The 17,498-nt window shown below is 62.5% G+C and carries 16 protein-coding genes and 1 pseudogene; 6 read left to right on the top strand and 11 right to left on the bottom strand.

Annotated elements, in window-relative coordinates; genetic code table 11:
- Positions 1-5: 5 nt before the first annotated feature.
- From BBJ66_RS30135 to BBJ66_RS30125, 3 genes are all read left to right on the top strand, one after another.
- Entirely contained in the window at positions 6-950 is a 945-nt protein-coding gene (locus BBJ66_RS30135) for a type II secretion system F family protein (RefSeq protein WP_071092674.1), read from the top strand.
- 15 nt (positions 951-965) lie between these two features.
- On the top strand, positions 966-2,270 hold the full coding sequence (locus tag BBJ66_RS30130; protein WP_071092672.1) for an AAA family ATPase: 1,305 nt from the start codon (positions 966-968) through the stop codon (positions 2,268-2,270).
- A 62-nt stretch (positions 2,271-2,332) separates the two neighbouring features.
- On the top strand, positions 2,333-2,893 hold the full coding sequence (locus BBJ66_RS30125) for a hypothetical protein (RefSeq protein ID WP_071092670.1): 561 nt from the start codon (positions 2,333-2,335) through the stop codon (positions 2,891-2,893).
- Positions 2,894-3,215: 322 nt separating this feature from the next.
- Here BBJ66_RS30125 and BBJ66_RS30120 read toward each other — a convergent pair whose 3' ends face one another.
- The 10 genes from BBJ66_RS30120 to BBJ66_RS30075 all read right to left on the bottom strand — a co-directional run bounded on the left by BBJ66_RS30120 (position 3,216) and on the right by BBJ66_RS30075 (position 13,059).
- Entirely contained in the window at positions 3,216-3,734 is a 519-nt protein-coding gene (locus tag BBJ66_RS30120; RefSeq protein WP_012555469.1) for a tetratricopeptide repeat protein, read from the bottom strand.
- Positions 3,735-4,028: 294 nt separating this feature from the next.
- Positions 4,029-4,505, bottom strand: coding sequence for a GNAT family N-acetyltransferase (locus tag BBJ66_RS30115; RefSeq protein ID WP_071092668.1), 477 nt, complete (start codon positions 4,503-4,505; stop codon positions 4,029-4,031).
- On the bottom strand, positions 4,505-4,789 hold the full coding sequence (locus BBJ66_RS30110; protein WP_071092666.1) for a type II toxin-antitoxin system TacA family antitoxin: 285 nt from the start codon (positions 4,787-4,789) through the stop codon (positions 4,505-4,507). Before BBJ66_RS30110 ends, BBJ66_RS30115 begins: the two co-directional genes overlap by 1 nt.
- Positions 4,790-4,998: 209 nt before the next feature.
- Positions 4,999-6,396 carry a dihydrolipoyl dehydrogenase gene (gene lpdA, locus BBJ66_RS30105; protein ID WP_071092664.1) on the bottom strand — a complete coding sequence of 466 codons (1,398 nt, stop codon included), beginning with the start codon at positions 6,394-6,396 and terminating at the stop codon, positions 4,999-5,001.
- 3 nt (positions 6,397-6,399) lie between these two features.
- Positions 6,400-7,629 carry a dihydrolipoamide acetyltransferase family protein gene (locus BBJ66_RS30100; protein ID WP_071092662.1) on the bottom strand — a complete coding sequence of 410 codons (1,230 nt, stop codon included), beginning with the start codon at positions 7,627-7,629 and terminating at the stop codon, positions 6,400-6,402.
- Between the two features lie 3 nt (positions 7,630-7,632).
- Positions 7,633-8,646 (bottom strand): alpha-ketoacid dehydrogenase subunit beta, encoded by a 1,014-nt coding sequence (locus BBJ66_RS30095; RefSeq protein ID WP_071092660.1) that lies wholly within the window; start codon positions 8,644-8,646, stop codon positions 7,633-7,635.
- 1 nt (position 8,647) lies between these two features.
- A complete protein-coding gene (locus BBJ66_RS30090) occupies positions 8,648-9,880 on the bottom strand; it encodes a 3-methyl-2-oxobutanoate dehydrogenase (2-methylpropanoyl-transferring) subunit alpha (RefSeq protein ID WP_071092658.1) in 1,233 nt (410 codons plus the stop codon).
- Between the two features lie 62 nt (positions 9,881-9,942).
- Entirely contained in the window at positions 9,943-11,070 is a 1,128-nt protein-coding gene (locus BBJ66_RS30085; protein ID WP_071092656.1) for an acyl-CoA dehydrogenase family protein, read from the bottom strand.
- 13 nt (positions 11,071-11,083) lie between these two features.
- On the bottom strand, positions 11,084-12,271 hold the full coding sequence (locus tag BBJ66_RS30080) for an acetyl-CoA C-acyltransferase (protein WP_071092654.1): 1,188 nt from the start codon (positions 12,269-12,271) through the stop codon (positions 11,084-11,086).
- Positions 12,272-12,291: 20 nt separating this feature from the next.
- Positions 12,292-13,059 (bottom strand): SDR family NAD(P)-dependent oxidoreductase, encoded by a 768-nt coding sequence (locus tag BBJ66_RS30075; protein WP_071092652.1) that lies wholly within the window; start codon positions 13,057-13,059, stop codon positions 12,292-12,294.
- Positions 13,060-13,192: 133 nt separating this feature from the next.
- On the opposite strand from BBJ66_RS30075, the gene BBJ66_RS30070 reads away from it, so the two are divergent.
- Positions 13,193-14,200, top strand: a complete 1,008-nt coding sequence (locus BBJ66_RS30070; RefSeq protein ID WP_071092650.1) for an AraC family transcriptional regulator — start codon at positions 13,193-13,195, stop codon at positions 14,198-14,200.
- Between the two features lie 150 nt (positions 14,201-14,350).
- Here the strand turns inward: BBJ66_RS30070 and BBJ66_RS30065 are convergent.
- Positions 14,351-14,598: pseudogene (locus tag BBJ66_RS30065) on the bottom strand (type II toxin-antitoxin system Phd/YefM family antitoxin).
- A 145-nt stretch (positions 14,599-14,743) separates the two neighbouring features.
- Here BBJ66_RS30065 and BBJ66_RS30060 point away from each other — a divergent pair.
- Complete coding sequence (locus BBJ66_RS30060; RefSeq protein WP_071092648.1) at positions 14,744-15,889, top strand: isovaleryl-CoA dehydrogenase; 1,146 nt, start codon at positions 14,744-14,746, stop codon at positions 15,887-15,889.
- A complete protein-coding gene (locus tag BBJ66_RS30055; RefSeq protein ID WP_071092646.1) occupies positions 15,886-17,496 on the top strand; it encodes a carboxyl transferase domain-containing protein in 1,611 nt (536 codons plus the stop codon). Before BBJ66_RS30060 ends, BBJ66_RS30055 begins: the two co-directional genes overlap by 4 nt.
- Positions 17,497-17,498: the final 2 nt, after the last annotated feature.

The raw sequence follows: 17,498 nt of genomic DNA, 5'->3' as shown, positions 1-17,498 counted from the left end.
CGGTCATGTCGAGTGAGTATGGAATTTATCTCATCGTCTTCTTCGCAGTGCTGATCTTTACCGCGGCCGCCTCGGAATTGTTTTTTCGCCAGCGCGAGGTCTCGGTTCGGGTGTCGAAAAGCTCGGTGGCAGCCCGCGAGGAGCTCCACCTTGGCGATACGACGATTGCCGATCTCGGCGAAGCGGAAAACCGCCTGATCCGTCGCTATTTCGAGATTACCCGACGTGACACCAATGTGAACTCCACCCAGAACCGGCTGATCCGGGCGGGCTATTTTGCCGCCGGCGCCGTGACCACCTTCCAGGTGGTTCGCGCCGCGGTCTGCATCGGCGTGATGGTCGCGACGGTCTGGGTTCTCAATTGGGCCGTGCCTAATATGTCGGGGGTGGCGACATTGATCGCCGCCATGTTTGCCGCGGGCTCCACCTTTATTCTGGTCAACATCTATATCGACCGGCGCGGCACCGCCAAGGAGAGGGAGTACCGCCGCCTCTTTCCCGATTTCATGGATATGCTGATCGTCTGTCTCGATGCGGGGATGAGCATTGAGGCGGCGGCGAACCGTGTTGCCCGGGAATTCGTCGACAAGCGCCAGGATTTCGGCCTGCATCTGTCGATCATGATGCTGGAAGTGCGGGGCGGCCGGCGACTGCGCGAGGCGCTCGCCAACCTTGCCATCCGCCTGAGGATTGACGAAGCCCGAGCCCTATCCGTTTTGTTTCGCCAATCGGAGGAGCTTGGGACCAGCGTCACGCAGACGTTGCGGGTCTACTGCAAGGAAATGCGCGATATCCGTATTGTTCGCGCCGAGGAAAAGGCAAACGCCCTGCCGGTCAAAATGCTGCTGCCGCTCGGCGCCTTCCTTTTTCCGGTCAGCCTCATCATCGTTCTCGTTCCCGTCGTTATGCGTGTCATCAGTCTTCTCATCAGTATGAATCCCGGCGGTTGAGCCAAGCGAGGTCGTATGCAGTATCCGCTCGAACAGAACCGAAACGACGCCATCATTTCCCTCGATCCGCGTATGCCGATAGCGCCGGCAAGCATGGAGCAAGCCGGACTGGATCCGTCTTTCCTGCTTCGGCTGGCGGCCAAATGCGCGGCCGAGCAGGATACGACTACGGCCTCTCACCTGGCTGAGCGCATGAAATTGCCGAAAGTGATCGCCAATATCCTGATCAAGGAATTGGTGAAACTCGCATATCTCGAGGCGCGCGGCCTGGCTGGCGAGGATGTGAGATCCGATATTCGATATGCGCTTTCCATGAAGGGGCTTGAATATGCCCATACGGCGTCGCGTCAATGCCAATATGTCGGGCCGGCGCCGGTGTCGCTGGACGCTTTCTGCCGGCAAGTCGGTCTGCAGTCCATCCACGACGAGCGCGTGACCCCGGAGCGGCTGACCGACAGCCTTGCCGGGCTGGTGCTCTCGCACACCCTGGTCGAAAAGCTCGGCCCCGCCATCAATTCCGGCCGCTCCATCCTGCTTTACGGCCCACCCGGAAACGGAAAGACCAGCATCGCCGAGCGGACGTCGCAACTGTTTTGCCAAACGATCTGGGTGCCTTACGCCATCGAGGTCGGCGGCCATGTCATCGGTTTCTATGACGAGGCCGTGCATCAGCCCATATCGGAGACTGGTACGGAATCCCATCCGAAGGCCGATCAGCGATGGATCGAATGCCGCCGTCCGGTGATCAAGACGGGTGGGGAATTGACCCTCGATCAGCTCGATCTCACCTTCAACGGCGGACCGAATGTCTATGAAGCGCCCATACACTTGAAGGCGTCCGGCGGCGTTTTCATCATCGACGACTTCGGCCGCCAGCAAGTGGCGCCGCAGGCGCTGATCAATCGCTGGATCGTGCCGCTTGAGCGCGGATATGATTTCCTGACGCTGCACACCGGCAAGAAGTTCAAGGTTCCCTTTGACGAACTTGTGGTATTTTCGACCAATATCGCCCCGAAGGACCTTTCCGACGAGGCCGGCTTGCGGCGCTTGAAATACAAGATCTTCGTGAACACGCCGTCGCGCGACGAATATATCAGGATCTTCAAATCCTATGCCAGCGGCAACGGATTGGCTGTCTGCGATCCAGACCTGAACCTGTTCTACGATCGCAAGTATAACGGCGATATGCCGGCCTCTTGCTATCATCCGAAATATCTTTTGGATTTCGTCGGTTCTTACTGCGATTTCAACGGAATAGCCAAAAACGCATCGCTCGACATGCTCGAACGGGCATGGGAAGGTGTGTTTACATCGGAATGATTTGCGGGCCTGGCGCCAATCACGGCCAAGGCAGATTGAATGACTTACGGGGGAGTAAACGAATGACCAGCATTCCGAGCATCGAGGTCGAAGCAGAACGCCCAAAACCAGGCAATGTGCGAACCGTAGAACAGAAAGGCTCAAAAAGCCCGCTGCTCGTCGGTTTGCTCCTGATGCTCCTGCCTGTGAATGCCGGCGTTCTCATCTATACCGCCAAAAACTCGGCGGATGTTCGTGAGAGCCGCGAGACCATCGCCGCACTGAAAAGGTCCATCGACGGCCTGAGAGGACAGATGGAAAAGCAGTCCGGCAAGATCGACGACAATGCCAAGGCCGACGACGTCGCAGTGATTCGCCAGCAGATGGATGAGCTGCAAAAGGCTGTGGTGAACGAACGGCAGAACGACACAAGCAATCTTCGGATGGGTTCGGCTTTGGTCCTGCGCGCGCCCGGCAAGGAACCGGCACAATTTTTCGCACCCCGTGCCGCGTCGGTGGAAACTCAAATGCCGGACAGCAGTCTTGCGTCGATCGCAGCCGGGGGCATTGCCGTCAACGACCTGCCGCGTTACGAACGAACGCTCTCGCCGGAAGGCCAGCTCATCCTTCGGAAGGCACGTTAGAGCATGTCGCGCAAAAGTGTGCCGCGGTTTTGCGATAACGACATGCGTAAAAACAAAAACCTAAAGCGCGAGGAGCGAATCTGAAAGATCGCGACGCGCTTTAGATAAAGGCTTCACCTGCAAAGCACGTCGCATCAGACGTGCTTCATGTGACGGGCTTTGGGTCTTTGCATTTACGCGATGTCCCTGCCGCAAAACCGCTGGACAATTTTGTGCGACACATGCTTGAAAGCAATCGCTGGACGCTGCCAAGGGGCGTCGCGCCGATGCTCGCAACGCGGCAACGGCCCTCTCATCCCCACGCAGATCGCTGAAAGGCTTATCAGCGCTGAGCGTAATTTACGCTATTCTTCATCAATTCGAGATTGCGGGCTGTGACTTCGTTTCCGGGATCAAGCTCATAGGCTTTCAAGAAATACCGTCTGGCAGTGCGCAAATCACCGCGTAAAAGGTGAGAATATCCAATATTGTTGTAGTAAACCGGGGTGTTGCCGATCATGCGCGAGAGCTGCTGGTAGGCGCGGTCGGATGTGTCGAAGCGGGCAACCATGTCGGCGGAGGCTGCAAAACCCAGCCAGGCGGCCGGATCTTCCGGAAAAACGTCAACCGCCCGCTTGTAAATGGCGTAGGATTTTCCGTAGTTCTTTTCCTGAAACTGCAGTTTTCCGGTGGTTATCAACTCGTCGTTCTTATAGAAGGCGACGGCTGAGTCATCCTCGAGCGTCTTTGCGCTGTCCCCATAGGCAGCCAGGCCATCAGTGGCTGACTGGCAACCGGCTAAAATTGCTCCAGTCGCTATCAAAAACGCAATGCATTTAGTCCCAGCTCTGATTTGCAACATTCAACTTGATCCCCCATCAGACATTCTTGCCTAAAATTCGGATGCGTTCACCCGAAATCATCGTCAAAAAAAGCTAACAACTCAAGAATTTGAGCAAATAGCCGCAAAAAAGCGACAAACCCGGTCTTCGCCGGAATGCGCCGGAGCGATGAACGCCACCTATTCACGGTAGTAACATGCACCCGGCGATTCTTAGAGTGGAAATGTTGCGCAACGGAACATTGTGACGGTGGCATGTGCTAACGATCGCCGACTCCGACGTGGAGACCAGCCAGGGGCATTTCACTTCAAACCTTATCGAACTTTCAACGATAACACCAAGGTCATGGGGTTCGCCGGCGAGGCCGTAAATCCATAATGCTCATAGAAGGCCTTGGCCTCGTCGGAGATCGCGTGAACCAGAAGGCCGCGGATACCCATGATATGGGCTGCCTGTCCGGTGCGCAGCACGGCGTCCTGCAACAGCGCGGCTCCGATGCCTTTTCCCTGCCAATTGCGGTCGATGGCCAGACGGCCCAGTACCGCCATGGGAACGGGGTCCGGCATATTGCGCCGGATTGCGCCCGGCGCATCCGCGACGGCGAGCGCTCCCGAGGACAGACAATTATAACCGACAACGCGCTCGCCTTCACAAACCACATAGGTTCGCGATGCGCCGCTGACCTGATTGGCCCGCGCCCGGCGGCGCAGCCATTGATCGAGACTGTCGTGCCCGCTGTCGAAGAGCTGGAGATCATGCGCTTCGCCGAGAAGCGCCGGCGCTGACAACATTACGGCTGCCAGGGTTTAGGAGCGTTCATCAGCCGCTCGAAACCTTCGCCGCTCGGCGGCTGGTCGAGGACGGAGAGATAATGTTTATAGCTGTCGGGATCGACCTGCACCAATGTCTGATCGAGAAGCGCGTCTTCGGCGGCGCGTCGCGCCGCGTCGATCATGAAATCCGAACGGGTTTTGCCCTGGGCCTTGGCGGCCCGGTCGATCAGGACGCGAATATCCTCACGAACCTTCAAATTGACAGGGCGTTTATGGCTATCGGCGGTATTTTTACTGACCATGGTATTTTTCCTTCAAGATCAGCATACCACGGGCGCATACACAATGTGTATCCATTAATTGATGTATCGCGGGTCAATGGCTTAAGCCGCCCTTTCAGCTTCGGCCTCGCAGAAGAGTGTCGAAACCAAGCTGATTTGGGTCGGCTGGAAGGGATCGGCGTTTCATGGCTTGGTCCCTCCCCATGCCGCTACTGATACGAGAGCTCGGCTCAGATATGCAGGGCACTCCCCAAAGCCTTCAGCGCCGCCTCCATGATCGCCTCGCTGCGGGTCGGATGCGCGTGGATGGTGCCGGCGATGTCTTCGAGGCGCGCACCCATCTCGATCGCCAGCGCAAAGGCTGCCGAGAGTTCGGAGACACCTGCCCCAACCGCCTGCAGGCCGAGAACGAGGTTGGTGTCGGCGCGGGCGACGACGCGCACGAAGCCCTCTTCGGACAGCATCGTCATCGCCCGCCCATTGGCGCTGAAGGGAAACTGGCCGGTGCGGATTTCATAACCTTGCGCCCGGGCTTCGGCCGGCGAAAGGCCGGCGCTGACGATCTCCGGATCGGTGAAGCAGATGGCGGGAATGCAGCGCTTGTCCCAGGCCCGTTTCTTGCCGGCGATGATCTCAGCCACCATCTCGCCTTGCGCCATGGCCCGGTGGGCCAGCATCGGTTCGCCGGTCACGTCGCCGATCGCATAGATGCCGCGCATGGAGGTGCGGCAGCGATCGTCGATCCTCAGATAAGGGCCGGCGCGATCGAGATCGAGCTCTTCGAGACCGGAGCCTGCCGTCCGCGGGCGGCGGCCGACCGTGACGAGGATACGGTCGGCCGGCAGGGTCTCCCGCCGGCCGTCGGAGGTTTCGACGAGCAATGCCTCGCCACTGTCGGCAAGACCCATGGCCTTCGCGCCTGTAAGCACCCGGATCCCGCTTTCGGTGAGCCTGCGCAGGACGGGCCGCACCAGCTCGGCGTCATAGAGCGGCAGCACCTGTTGCGTCGCCTCGACGACCGTGACTTCCGATCCCATTTTGGCGAAAGCCGTGCCGAGCTCCAGGCCGATATAACCGCCGCCGACCACGACCAGCTTTTTCGGCAGCTCCTTCAGCGACAGCGCCTCGGTCGAGGAAATGACGGAGCCACCGAATGGCAGGTTGGAAAGCTCCACCGGATCGGAGCCGGTGGCGATGACCACGGTCTCGGCGCGGATGATCTGCTGGCCGGTTTCCGTCTCGACCTCCACCGTCTTGCCGTCGCGAAAGTGCGCCCGGCCATGGACGATCTTGACCCGTGCCTTCTGCAAGAGCCCGGAGACGCCGCCCGTCAGCCGGCCGACGATGCCGTCCTTCCAGGCGATCGTCCTGCCAAGATCGATCGAGGCCGCTTCGACGCGGATGCCCATTGGGTTCCTGCCGGCGAGCATCTTCTGCGTCGCGTCGAATTCGTCGGCCGCATGGATCAGCGCCTTGGAGGGAATGCAGCCGACCGTCAGGCAGGTGCCGCCCGGCTTTCCCGCCTCGACGATGACGGTATCGATGCCGAGCTGTCCGGCGCGGATGGCGCAGACGTAACCGCCCGGGCCGGCGCCGATGACGAGGAGCTTGCAGAGAATTTCTTTCATGGCTCAGCCTTCGATGAAAATGAGCGCCGGCGTTTCGAGCAGCGTGCGGATGCGCTGCACGAAGGTCGCCGCGTCCCAGCCGTCGATGATGCGATGATCGAAGCTGGAGGAGAGGTTCATCATCTTGCGCGGCACGAACTGCGCGCCGTCCCAGACCGGCCGCGTGGCGATCTTGTTGACGCCGATGATCGCCACTTCGGGATGATTGATGACGGGCGTCGAGACGATGCCGCCGAGAGCGCCCAGCGAGCTGATGGTGATGGTCGAACCCAAAAGCTCGTCGCGCGTCGCCGTGCCCGCGCGCGCCGCGTCCGCCAGCCGGCTCATCTCCGTCGCGCAATCCCAGATGCCGCGCGCCTCCGCATGCCGTACCACCGGCACGGTCAAACCGGCCGGCGTCTGGGTGGCGATGCCGATATGCACGGCGCTGTGACGGGTGATGATGCCGGCATCGTCGTCGAAGGTGGCGTTGACGTCGGGCTGCTCGGCAATCGCCTTGACCAGCGCCCGCATCAGGAAGGGCAGAACCGTCAGCTTCGGATGATCCAGCCGGCGGTCGCCGTTCATGGTGGCGCGCAGTTCCTCGAGCGCCGTCATATCGACTTCCTCCACATAGGTGATGTGGGGAATGCGCGAGGTGGACAGCACCATCTTCTCGGCGATGCGGCGGCGCAGGCCGGTGAGCTTGATCTCTTCGGTCGCCGTCTTCCTGGCGAGACCATTCTTTACCGTTGCGGGCGCTGCTCCCTGAGACAGAAACTGCTCGACATCCTCGCGCAGGACGCGCCCGGCCGGTCCCGTCGCCTGCACTTGCCGGAGATCGACGCCGCTTTCCCTGGCGAAGAGCCGCACGGAAGGCGCGGCGAGCGGCTTTTCGGCCGGTGCAGCCGTGAAAGTCGGCGCTGCCGCGGCAGGCTTCGCAGTCTCGACTTTCGTCGTTTCCGCAACCGGCGCCTGCGAGATCTGCACGGGCTGAGCCTCGCCGACATCGCCCGCCGTCTCGATCCGCACCAGCGGCGCCTTGACCGCGATACGGTCTCCGACCTCGCCGGCGAGCCAGATAACGGTGCCGTCGACAGGAGAGGGAATTTCAACCGTTGCCTTGTCGGTCATGACGGCGGCGATCACCATGTCCTCGCGGACCGGATCTCCCGCCTTCACGTGCCATTCCACCAACTCGGCCTCGGCGACCCCTTCCCCGACATCCGGCATCTTGATGATGAATTCGCCCACGGCTCAGGCCTCCATGACTTCGGCAAGCGCCCGCCCGACCCGGCCGGGACCGGGGAAGTAGTCCCACTCCTGCGCATGCGGATAGGGCGTGTCCCAGCCGGCGACGCGCACAACCGGCGCTTCGAGATGATAGAAGCAATGTTCCTGCACCAGCGACACGACCTCGGCACCGAAGCCCGACGTCAGGGTCGCCTCATGGACGACGACGCAGCGTCCCGTCTTGGAGACCGATTTGACGATCGTATCGAGATCGAGCGGCAGCAGGCTTCTCAAATCGATCACCTCGGCGTCGATGCCGGCATCCTCGGCCGCGGCAAGCGCCACATGCACCATGGTGCCGTAGGCGACGACGGTCACCGCCGACCCCTCGCGCCGCAGTTCGGCCTTGCCGATCGGGATGGTGTAGTGGCCGTCGGGCACCTCTCCCAGAGCATGTTTCGACCAGGGTGTGACCGGCCGCTCGTGATGGCCGTCGAAGGGACCGTTATAAAGCCGCTTCGGCTCCAGGAACATCACCGGGTCGGGATCCTCGATCGCCGCGATCAGCAGGCCCTTGGCGTCGTAAGGATTGGAGGGAACAATCACCTTCAGCCCGCAGACATGGGTGAAGAGCGCTTCCGGGCTCTGGCTGTGCGTCTGGCCGCCGAAGATGCCGCCGCCTGTGGGCATGCGCACGACGATCGGGCAGGTGAAATCGCCGTTGGAGCGGTAGCGGATACGCGCCGCCTCCTGTGTCAGCTGGTCATAGGCCGGATACATGTAATCGGCGAACTGGATTTCGACACAGGGCTTCAGCCCATAGGCCGCCATGCCGATCGCCGTGCCGACGATGCCGGATTCGCTGATCGGCGTGTCGAAGCAGCGTGTCCTGCCATATTTCGCCTGCAGGCCCTGTGTGCTGCGGAAGACGCCGCCGAAGTAACCGACATCCTCGCCGAAAACCACGACATTGTCGTCCTTCGCCATCGAGACGTCCATGGCGCTGCGCACCGCCTCGATCATCGTCATTCTGGCCATGTCAGTACCCCGCCTTCTGCCGCTGACGGCGGATATGCGCCGGCATCTCGGCATAGACGCCCTCGAAAATATCGCGCACCGAAGGCTTACCGCCCGCATGCAAGGTGCCGTGCGTCTCGGCCTGGCGCTGGGCCTCGATCACCTCATCCATGATTTCGGCTTCCGCCTGCACGTGCCGCTCCTCCGACCATGCGCCCTTGACGATCAGGTGTTTCTTCAGCCGCAACACAGGGTCGCCGAGCGGCCAGGCCTCCGATTCCGTCTTCGGCCGATAGGCGCTCGGATCGTCGGAGGTCGAATGGGCGCCGACGCGATAGGTGACATATTCGATCAGCGTCGGGCCGAGATTGCGCCGCGCCCGCTCGGCCGCCCAGCGGGCGACGGCGTGCACGGCGAGATAGTCGTTTCCGTCGACCCTGAGCGCCGGAATGCCAAAGCCGAGGCCGCGGGCGGCAAAAGTGCCGGAGCCGCCGCGGGCAATGCCCTGGAAGGTGGAGATCGCCCATTGATTGTTGACGATGTTGAGAATGACAGGCGCCTTATAGGTCGAGGCGAAGACGAGTGCGGAGTGGAAATCCGATTCCGCCGTCGATCCGTCGCCGATCCAGGCGGCGGCGATGCGGCTGTCGTTCTTGATCGCCGAGGCCATCGCCCAGCCGACGGCCTGCACATATTGGGTGGCGAGATTACCTGATATCGTGAAGAAGCCGTGCTCCTTGGAGGAATACATGATCGGCAGCTGCCGGCCGCGCAAGGGATCACTCTCATTCGAGTAGATCTGGTTCATCATCTCGACCATCGGATAGTCGTCGGCGATCAAAAGGCCCGCCTGGCGATAGGTCGGAAAGTTCATGTCTCCCTTATTGAGCGCCTTGCGGAAGGCGCAGCTGACGGCTTCTTCGCCGAGATGCTGCATGTAGAAGGAGGTCTTGCCCTGGCGCTGCGCCATCAGCATGCGGGCGTCGAAAGCGCGCAGCTTCATCATGTTGCGCAGCCCGGTCAGCAGTTGCTCGTCGGAGAGCGACCCCGCCCAGGGGCCGACCGCCTCGCCATCACGGTTCAAGACGCGGATGATCGAATAGGCGAGATCGCGGATGTCCTCCGAAGCGACATCCACCTCCGGCCGCGGCACGGCGCCGGCCTTGGCGATCTTGACGTTGGAGAAATCAGGCTGACCGCCCGGACGGACGGCGGGTTCGGGGACGTGCAGGCTCAAACGAGCGGAATCCACCATATTTTTCTTTCCTCCCTTTGCCGGCCACACCCCTCTCCCCGGGAGCGGGCCGGATATGATTCTTATAGATTGCGGGCGATCACCATGCGCTGCACGTCACTCGTTCCCTCATAGATCTGGCAGATGCGCACATCGCGATAGATGCGCTCGACCGGATAATCGGCCATGTAGCCGTAACCGCCATGGATCTGGATCGCATCGGAGCAGACGCGCTCCGCCATTTCGGAGGCAAAAAGCTTTGCCATCGAGGCTTCCGACAGACACGGCAGTCCGGCCTCTCTCAAAGCGGCGGCATGAAATACGAGCTGGCGGGCCGCCTCGATTCGCACCGCCATATCGGCAAGGCGGAAGGCGACGGCCTGATGCTCGAAAATCGGCTTGCCGAAGGCCGTGCGCTCCTTGGCGTAATCGCGCGCCGCCTCGAAAGCCGCCCGCGCCATGCCGACAGCCTGTGCGGCGATGCCGATCCGCCCGCCCTCGAGATTGGCAAGCGCGATGCGATAGCCTTCGCCTTCCGCACCCAATCTCAAATCCGCAGAAATGCGCATGGCGTTGAAGGCGATCTGGCAGGTATCGGTGGAATGCAGCCCGAGCTTTTCCTCGACGCGGATCACCTCGTAGCCCGGCGTGTCCGTCGGCACGATGAAAGCGGTGATACCCTTCTTGCCAGCGTCAGGATCGGTGACGGCAAAGACGATGATGACATTGCCGTTCTTTCCCGAGGTGATGAACTGCTTGGCGCCGTCGATCACGTAGTGGTCGCCGTCGCGGCGCGCCCGGGTTTTCAGGTTCGAGGCATCGGAACCCGCCTGTGGCTCGGTGAGCGCGAAGCCGCCGATCCATTCGCCGCTTGCTAGTTTCGGCAGGAAGCGCTGCCGCTGTTCTTCCGTACCGAATTTCAGGATCGGTACGCAGCCGACGGAGGAGTGCACGCTCATGATCGTCGAACACGGCCCGTCGCCGGCGGCAATCTCTTCCAGGGCGGCGGCATAGGCGGTGACACCGGTATCCGAGCCGCCATAGGCCTCCGGCACCAGCATGCCGAGCAGACCGAGCTCGCCCATTTCCTTCAATTCCTCGCGCGGGAAGAGATGCTCCCGATCGCGCTTGGCCGCCCCCGGCGCCAAGCGGTCGCGGGCAAAGTCGCGGGCGAGATCGGCGATCTGCTGCTGAAGGTCGGAAAGGATCATCTGTTTTCCTCCCCTAGTGCCGCTCGATGGCGACGGCCGTCGCTTCGCCGCCGCCGATGCAGAGTGCTGCCATGCCGCGTTTCAGGCCGTAGCGCTCCAGCGCCGAAAGCAATGTCACCAGGATCCGGGCGCCCGACGCGCCGATCGGATGGCCGAGCGCGCAGGCGCCGCCATGCACGTTCACCTTTTCATGCGGCAGGTCGAGATCGCGCATCGCCGCCATGGCGACGACAGCGAAGGCCTCGTTGATTTCGAAGAGGTCGACATCCGAAAGCGCCAGGCCGGTCCGATCGGAGAGCTTCTGCAGTGCGCCGATCGGCGCGGTGGCGAAAAGATTAGGCGCCTGCGAATGGGTGGCATGGCCGAGGATGGTGGCGAGCGGCGTCAGGCCGCGATGCTCGGCCTCGGAACGGCGCATCAGCACCAGCGCTGCCGCGCCGTCGGAGATCGAGCTGGAATTGGCGGCCGTCACCGTACCGCCGTCGCGGAAAGCGGGTTTCAGCGTCGGAATCTTGTCGAGCCTGGCCTTTTCAGGCTGTTCGTCGCGGCTCGCCACCTGCTCTGATTTGCCCGATTTCACCGTGACCGGCACGATCTCGCTGTCGAAACAACCGTCCGTGATCGCCTTCTGCGCCCGCGTCAGCGAGGCGATGGCGTAATCATCCTGCGCCTCGCGCGTGAATTGATAGGCCTCGGCGCAATCCTCCGCGAAGCTGCCCATCAAGCGTCCCTTGTCATAAGCATCCTCCAGCCCGTCGAGGAACATGTGATCCACGACCCGCCCATGGCCGAGCCTGTAGCCGGCACGGGCTCGATCAAGGAGATAGGGCGCATTCGTCATGCTTTCCATGCCGCCTGCAACGGCTATCGAGCCACTGCCGGCGGCAATCAGGTCATGCGCCATCATGACAGCCTTCATGCCGGAGCCGCACATCTTGTTGACTGTGCTTGCCGCTGTCGCGAAGGGCAGGCCGGCATGGATCGCCGCCTGACGTGCCGGCGCCTGCCCCTGCCCTGCCGGCAGTACGCAGCCGAAGACCACTTCCTCGATTGCCTCCCTCTCGACGCGGCTGCGTTCAAGGGCTGCGCGGATCGCCGCTGCTCCGAGCTCGGGTGCCGCCGCCGCCTTCAGCTCTCCCTGAAAGCTGCCGATCGGGGTGCGCGCCGCACCGGTGATGACGATGGGATCCTGCAAAACCATTTTTCCTCCTCGGGCGACGCTCACCGCGCGCCCATCCGCAATGCGCCGTCGAGGCGAATGACCTCGCCGTTCAACATGTTGTTTTCAAAGATATGGCGCACCAGCCCGGCAAATTCCGCCGGCCGGCCGAGCCGCGGTGGAAAGGGTACGCTCTTGCCGAGCGCTTCCCGCACCTCGGCCGGCATGTCAGCCATCATCGGCGTCTCGAAAATGCCGGGCGCGATCGACACGACGCGGATGCCGTAGCGGGCAAGCTCGCGGGCCACAGGCAAGGTCATCGCCGCCACGCCGCCCTTGGAGGCGGCATAGGCCGCCTGGCCGATCTGTCCGTCGAAAGCAGCGACCGAAGCCGTATTGACGATGACGCCGCGTTCACCTTCCGCATCCGCCTCCGCATTCTGGATGGCGGCGGCAGCAAGCCGGATCATGTTGAACGTGCCGATGAGATTGATGCCGATGGTGCGGGCAAAACTCTCCAGCCGATGCGGCCCGTCGCGGCCGATCACCTTTTCAGCCGGCGCCACGCCGGCGCAATTGACCAGCCCGCGCAGGCTGCCGAAAGCTTCCACCGCTGCGGCAACGACGGCAGCTCCCGCTTCGCCATCGGTGACATCCGCCTGGACGAAGCGGACATCGCGCCCGTATTGCCGGGCAATCTCTTCGCCCGCCTGCGGATTGAGATCGGCGATCGTCACGCGCCCGCCCGCCTCGACCAGCGCGCGCGCCGTTGCCGCGCCGAGCCCGGAGCCGCCGCCGGTGACGATGAAACTTGCACCCGGGATTAGCATGAACCTGTTCCTCCCGCCGCCGCGCCGTCCTCCAGGCACAACCGGCAGCCGCGATTCTATGCGCTCCACCTATTGCAAGCGATGACAGAACTGCTCCATTATCTCGGCCAGTTTTGCCATAGCGGGGATTGATATGGCCGAGATCGAGCGACGCATGATCGCGCCGGGTTTCGTGGAGGAGGCACTCGACAGCCTGCGGCGGTTGGGCAAGCCGACGGCGCCGATCCTTGCCCGCGTCAAGCTTCCGCCTGTCATCGACCAGCCGGTTTCGGCGGAGACCTATGGCGCGCTTTGGCTAGCGATCGCTGCCGAGCTCGACGACGAATTCTTCGGCATGGGCGCACGGCCGATGCGCAGCGGCAGCTTCACCCTGCTTTGCCATTGCGTGCTGCATGCGCCGACGCTCGGTCACGCGCTACGCCGGGCGCTGCGCTTCCTCGATGTCGTCCTCGACGATCCCCGAGGGCAGCTCGTCGTCCGCGAGGGCCTTGCGGAGATCGAACTCCGCGATGCCCGCGATCCGCGTTCGGCCTTCGCCTACCGCACCTACTGGATCATCCTGCATGGCATCATTTGCTGGCTGGTCGGCCGGCGCATCCCGATCAAGCTCGTCGATTTCCGCTGCGCCGAGCCCCGCCAAGGCGCCGACTACCAGCTATTCTTCGGGGCACCCGTGCGGTTTTCTCAAGCCATCAGCCGGCTCGGCTTCGACAGCGCCCTGCTCGACCTGCCGATATCACGCAGCGAGCAGGCGCTGAAACAATTCCTGCGCGGCGCGCCCGCCAATATTCTGGTGCGCTACCGTTACGATGCCGGCATCGCCGCCGCCGTCCGCCGGCGCTTGAACCTTGCAACGCCCAATGCCTGGACGAACTTCGCCAAGCTCGCCGCCGATATGCGCATGCCGCCCTCGACGCTCCGCCACCGTCTGCACGATGAGGGGCAAAGCTATGCGGCCATCAAGGACGACATCCGCCGCGACCTTGCCGTCGAACTGCTGCTGAGCACATCGAACACCATCGGCGAGATCGCCGTGCAGCTTGGCTATTCCGAACCCAGCGCCTTCTTCCGGGCTTTCCGGAAATGGATGGGCAAGAGCCCGGAGGTTTTCCGGCGGGAGGAAGCGGAAAATCGAAGCTAAGTCAGTCGAACCGCTTGACGCGACCCGACTGGCTTCGCGCTTCTGCGAACGTCGCGGCAATCTTCATCACGAAGGATTTGCTGAAGCGACCAAGAATCTCTTGATGCGACTCAATCTACCATGAGTGACACCACGTCCCCGGGGCGAAACTCATGGCTCATCGCCGTAGCCTTCACCCTTCGCCAGCCGCTCGATCGCCTCGCCGAACAACTTGGCATCTCCGAGATTTGATGGGCACGACGCGGATCCATGCCGCTGCGCATGCGCTCGTAATGTTCATAGCTCATCAGCACGAAACGCGGCTTGTTATGTCGAGTGAGAACGATCGGTTCCCGGCTTGCAGCATCGGTGACGTCGCCGACCTGCTTGTTGAGATCCCCTGTCGTGAAATGTCGCATGATATAATCTCCGGCTTTGTTTCCATATATTCCATATTTTCCAGAAACCGGCACCGCTTCGATCGAAGGCTCTCACCCGCATCCAAATCAGAGACACTTTGAACCTGCCGCAACCCGCGCTACATATTTCAGCGGGAGGAGTGCCATGTTTGATTTTTCGCTCGGCGACACCGCGGACGCGATCCGTGAAACGACGGCGCGGTTTGCGGCCGATCATATTACTCCGCTGGCTGCGGAGATCGACGAAAGCAACACGTTTCCGCGCCAGCTCTGGCCCCGGATGGGCGCGCTCGGCCTGCATGGCATCACCGTCGAGGAGGAATTCGGTGGCGCGGGTCTCGGTTACCTCGAGCATGTCGTCGCCATGGAGGAAGTTTCACGCGCTTCGGCCTCGGTGGGCTTGAGCTACGGCGCCCACTCCAATCTCTGCGTCAACCAGATCCGCCGCTGGGCCTCGCCGGAGCAGAAACACCGCCATCTGCCGAAGCTGATCTCCGGCGAGCATGTCGGCTCGCTTGCCATGTCCGAGGCCGGCGCCGGTTCCGATGTCGTATCCATGCGCCTGCGGGCCGAGAAAAAGGGCGGCCGCTATCTCCTGAACGGCACCAAATTCTGGATCACCAATGCGCCGCATGCCGACGTGCTCGTCGTCTATGCCAAGACCGATCCCGCCGCCGGCGCGAAAGGCATTTCCGCGCTCATCATCGAAAAAGGCATGCCCGGCTTCAGCGTCTCGAAAAAGCTCTCCAAGCTCGGCATGCGCGGCAGCGACACGGCCGAACTGGTCTTTGAGGATTGCGAGGTGCCGGCCGAGGCGCTGATGGGCCGGGAGGGGGAAGGCGTGAAGATCCTGATGTCCGGCCTCGATTACGAACGCGCCGTGCTTGCCGGCGGTCCGCTCGGCATCATGCAGGCATGCCTCGACGTCGTGCTGTCCTATGTGCGCGATCGCAGGCAGTTCGGCAAACCGATCGGCGATTTCCAGCTGATGCAGGCAAAGATCGCCGACATGTATGTCGCGCTGAATTCGGCGCGCGCCTATGTCTATTCCGTCGCCCGCGCCTGCGATGCCGGCCGCGCCACCCGCACCGACGCGGCCGCCGCGATCCTTTTTGCCAGCGAGAACGCCGTGAAGGTCTCGCTGGAAGCGATCCAGGCGCTCGGCGGCGCCGGCTATACCAAGGAATGGCCGGTCGAGCGTTTCCTGCGCGACGCCAAGCTCTACGATATCGGCGCCGGCACCAATGAGATTCGCCGCTATCTGATCGGCCGGGAGCTCATCGCGTCATGACGGTGATTTCGACTGCGATCGACCGCGAGAGCGACAGCTACAAGGCCAATGCCGGCAAGAACAGAGCCCTGATCGACGAACTCCGCACCCGTTCGGCGAAAACGCGCGAGGGCGGATCGCAAGCGGCGCGCGAGCGCCACACGGCCAAGGGCAAGCTTCTGCCGCGTGACCGCATCCAGCTGCTTCTCGATGCCGGCAGCCCTTTCCTTGAGATCGGCACGCTGGCCGCCAACGGCATGTATGGCGACGAGGCGCCGGGCGCCGGCATCATCGCTGGCATCGGCCGCGTATCCGGTCGCGAGGTGATGATCGTCGCCAATGACGCGACCGTGAAGGGCGGCGCCTATTACCCCCTGACGGTGAAGAAACATCTGAGGGCGCAGGAAATCGCCCTGCAGAACCGGCTGCCCTGCCTCTATCTGGTTGACAGCGGCGGCGCCAATCTGCCGCACCAGGCCGAGGTCTTTCCCGACCGCGACCATTTCGGCGCGATCTTCTACAACCAGGCGCAGATGTCGGCCGAAGGCATTCCGCAGATCGCCTGCGTCATGGGAAGCTGCACGGCCGGCGGCGCCTACGTGCCCGCCATGTCCGACGAAACGGTCATCGTGCGCAATCAGGGCACGATCTTTCTGGCCGGCCCGCCGCTGGTCAAAGCCGCAACCGGCGAAATCATCTCGGCCGAAGAGCTCGGCGGCGCCGAAACCCATGGCCGCCGCTCCGGCGTCGTCGACCATGTCGCCGAAAACGACGAACATGCGCTGCTGCTGGTGCGCGATATCGTCGCCAGCCTCAACAGCGTCAAATCGGTCGATATCGACATTCAGCCTCCGCGTCCCCCGAAGCTCGACGTCGAGGACCTTCACGGCATCATTCCCGAGGACGTGCGCTCGCCCTATGATGTGCGCGAGGTGATCGGCCGCATCGTCGACGGCTCGGAACTGCATGAGTTCAAGCCGCTCTACGGTTCGACGCTCGTCTGCGGCTTCGCCCGCATCTGGGGCATGCCCGTCGCCGTCATCGCCAATAACGGCGTGCTCTTTTCCGAAAGCGCGTTGAAGGGCGCGCATTTCATCGAGCTCGCCTGCCAGCGCCGCGTGCCGCTGCTCTTCCTGCAAAACATTTCCGGCTTCATGGTCGGCGGCCGCTACGAGGCCGGCGGCATCGCCAAGGATGGGGCAAAGCTGGTGACGGCGGTGGCGACCGCCACCGTGCCGAAAGTCACCGTCATCATCGGCGGCAGCTTCGGCGCCGGCAATTACGGCATGTGCGGGCGCGCCTATCGCCCGCGCTTCCTGTTCACCTGGCCGAACAGCCGCATCAGCGTCATGGGCGGCGAACAGGCGGCTTCTGTGCTCGCCACCATCCGGCGCGACGCGATGGAGGCGCGCGGCGAGGATTGGCCGGCCGACGCGGAAGAGGCCTTCAAGGCGCCGATCCGCGCCGGCTACGAGGCCGAGGGCAATCCCTATTATGCCACCGCCCGCCTCTGGGACGACGGCATCATCGACCCGCGCCAGACGCGGGATGCGCTGGGCCTTGCCTTTTCCGCCTGCCTGAATGCGCCAATCCCGAAAGGGCCGCGCTTCGGCCTGTTCAGGATGTGAGG

The organism is Rhizobium sp. RSm-3, from assembly GCF_001854685.1.
GTDB lineage: Bacteria > Pseudomonadota > Alphaproteobacteria > Rhizobiales > Rhizobiaceae > Rhizobium > Rhizobium ecuadorense.
Note: the sequence above shows the minus strand (reverse complement) of the source record. Positions and strands in the feature narration are given on the sequence as shown.

Coding starts and splice junctions, on each gene's coding strand:
- BBJ66_RS30135 (WP_071092674.1), top strand. CDS start 6: ATGTCGAGTGAGTATGGAATTTATCTCATCGTCTTCTTCGCAGTGCTG.
- BBJ66_RS30130 (WP_071092672.1), top strand. CDS start 966: ATGCAGTATCCGCTCGAACAGAACCGAAACGACGCCATCATTTCCCTC.
- BBJ66_RS30125 (WP_071092670.1), top strand. CDS start 2,333: ATGACCAGCATTCCGAGCATCGAGGTCGAAGCAGAACGCCCAAAACCA.
- BBJ66_RS30120 (WP_012555469.1), bottom strand. CDS start 3,734: ATGTTGCAAATCAGAGCTGGGACTAAATGCATTGCGTTTTTGATAGCG.
- BBJ66_RS30115 (WP_071092668.1), bottom strand. CDS start 4,505: ATGTTGTCAGCGCCGGCGCTTCTCGGCGAAGCGCATGATCTCCAGCTC.
- BBJ66_RS30110 (WP_071092666.1), bottom strand. CDS start 4,789: ATGGTCAGTAAAAATACCGCCGATAGCCATAAACGCCCTGTCAATTTG.
- lpdA (WP_071092664.1), bottom strand. CDS start 6,396: ATGAAAGAAATTCTCTGCAAGCTCCTCGTCATCGGCGCCGGCCCGGGC.
- BBJ66_RS30095 (WP_071092660.1), bottom strand. CDS start 8,646: ATGGCCAGAATGACGATGATCGAGGCGGTGCGCAGCGCCATGGACGTC.
- BBJ66_RS30090 (WP_071092658.1), bottom strand. CDS start 9,880: ATGGTGGATTCCGCTCGTTTGAGCCTGCACGTCCCCGAACCCGCCGTC.
- BBJ66_RS30085 (WP_071092656.1), bottom strand. CDS start 11,070: ATGATCCTTTCCGACCTTCAGCAGCAGATCGCCGATCTCGCCCGCGAC.
- BBJ66_RS30080 (WP_071092654.1), bottom strand. CDS start 12,271: ATGGTTTTGCAGGATCCCATCGTCATCACCGGTGCGGCGCGCACCCCG.
- BBJ66_RS30075 (WP_071092652.1), bottom strand. CDS start 13,059: ATGCTAATCCCGGGTGCAAGTTTCATCGTCACCGGCGGCGGCTCCGGG.
- BBJ66_RS30070 (WP_071092650.1), top strand. CDS start 13,193: ATGGCCGAGATCGAGCGACGCATGATCGCGCCGGGTTTCGTGGAGGAG.
- BBJ66_RS30060 (WP_071092648.1), top strand. CDS start 14,744: ATGTTTGATTTTTCGCTCGGCGACACCGCGGACGCGATCCGTGAAACG.
- BBJ66_RS30055 (WP_071092646.1), top strand. CDS start 15,886: ATGACGGTGATTTCGACTGCGATCGACCGCGAGAGCGACAGCTACAAG.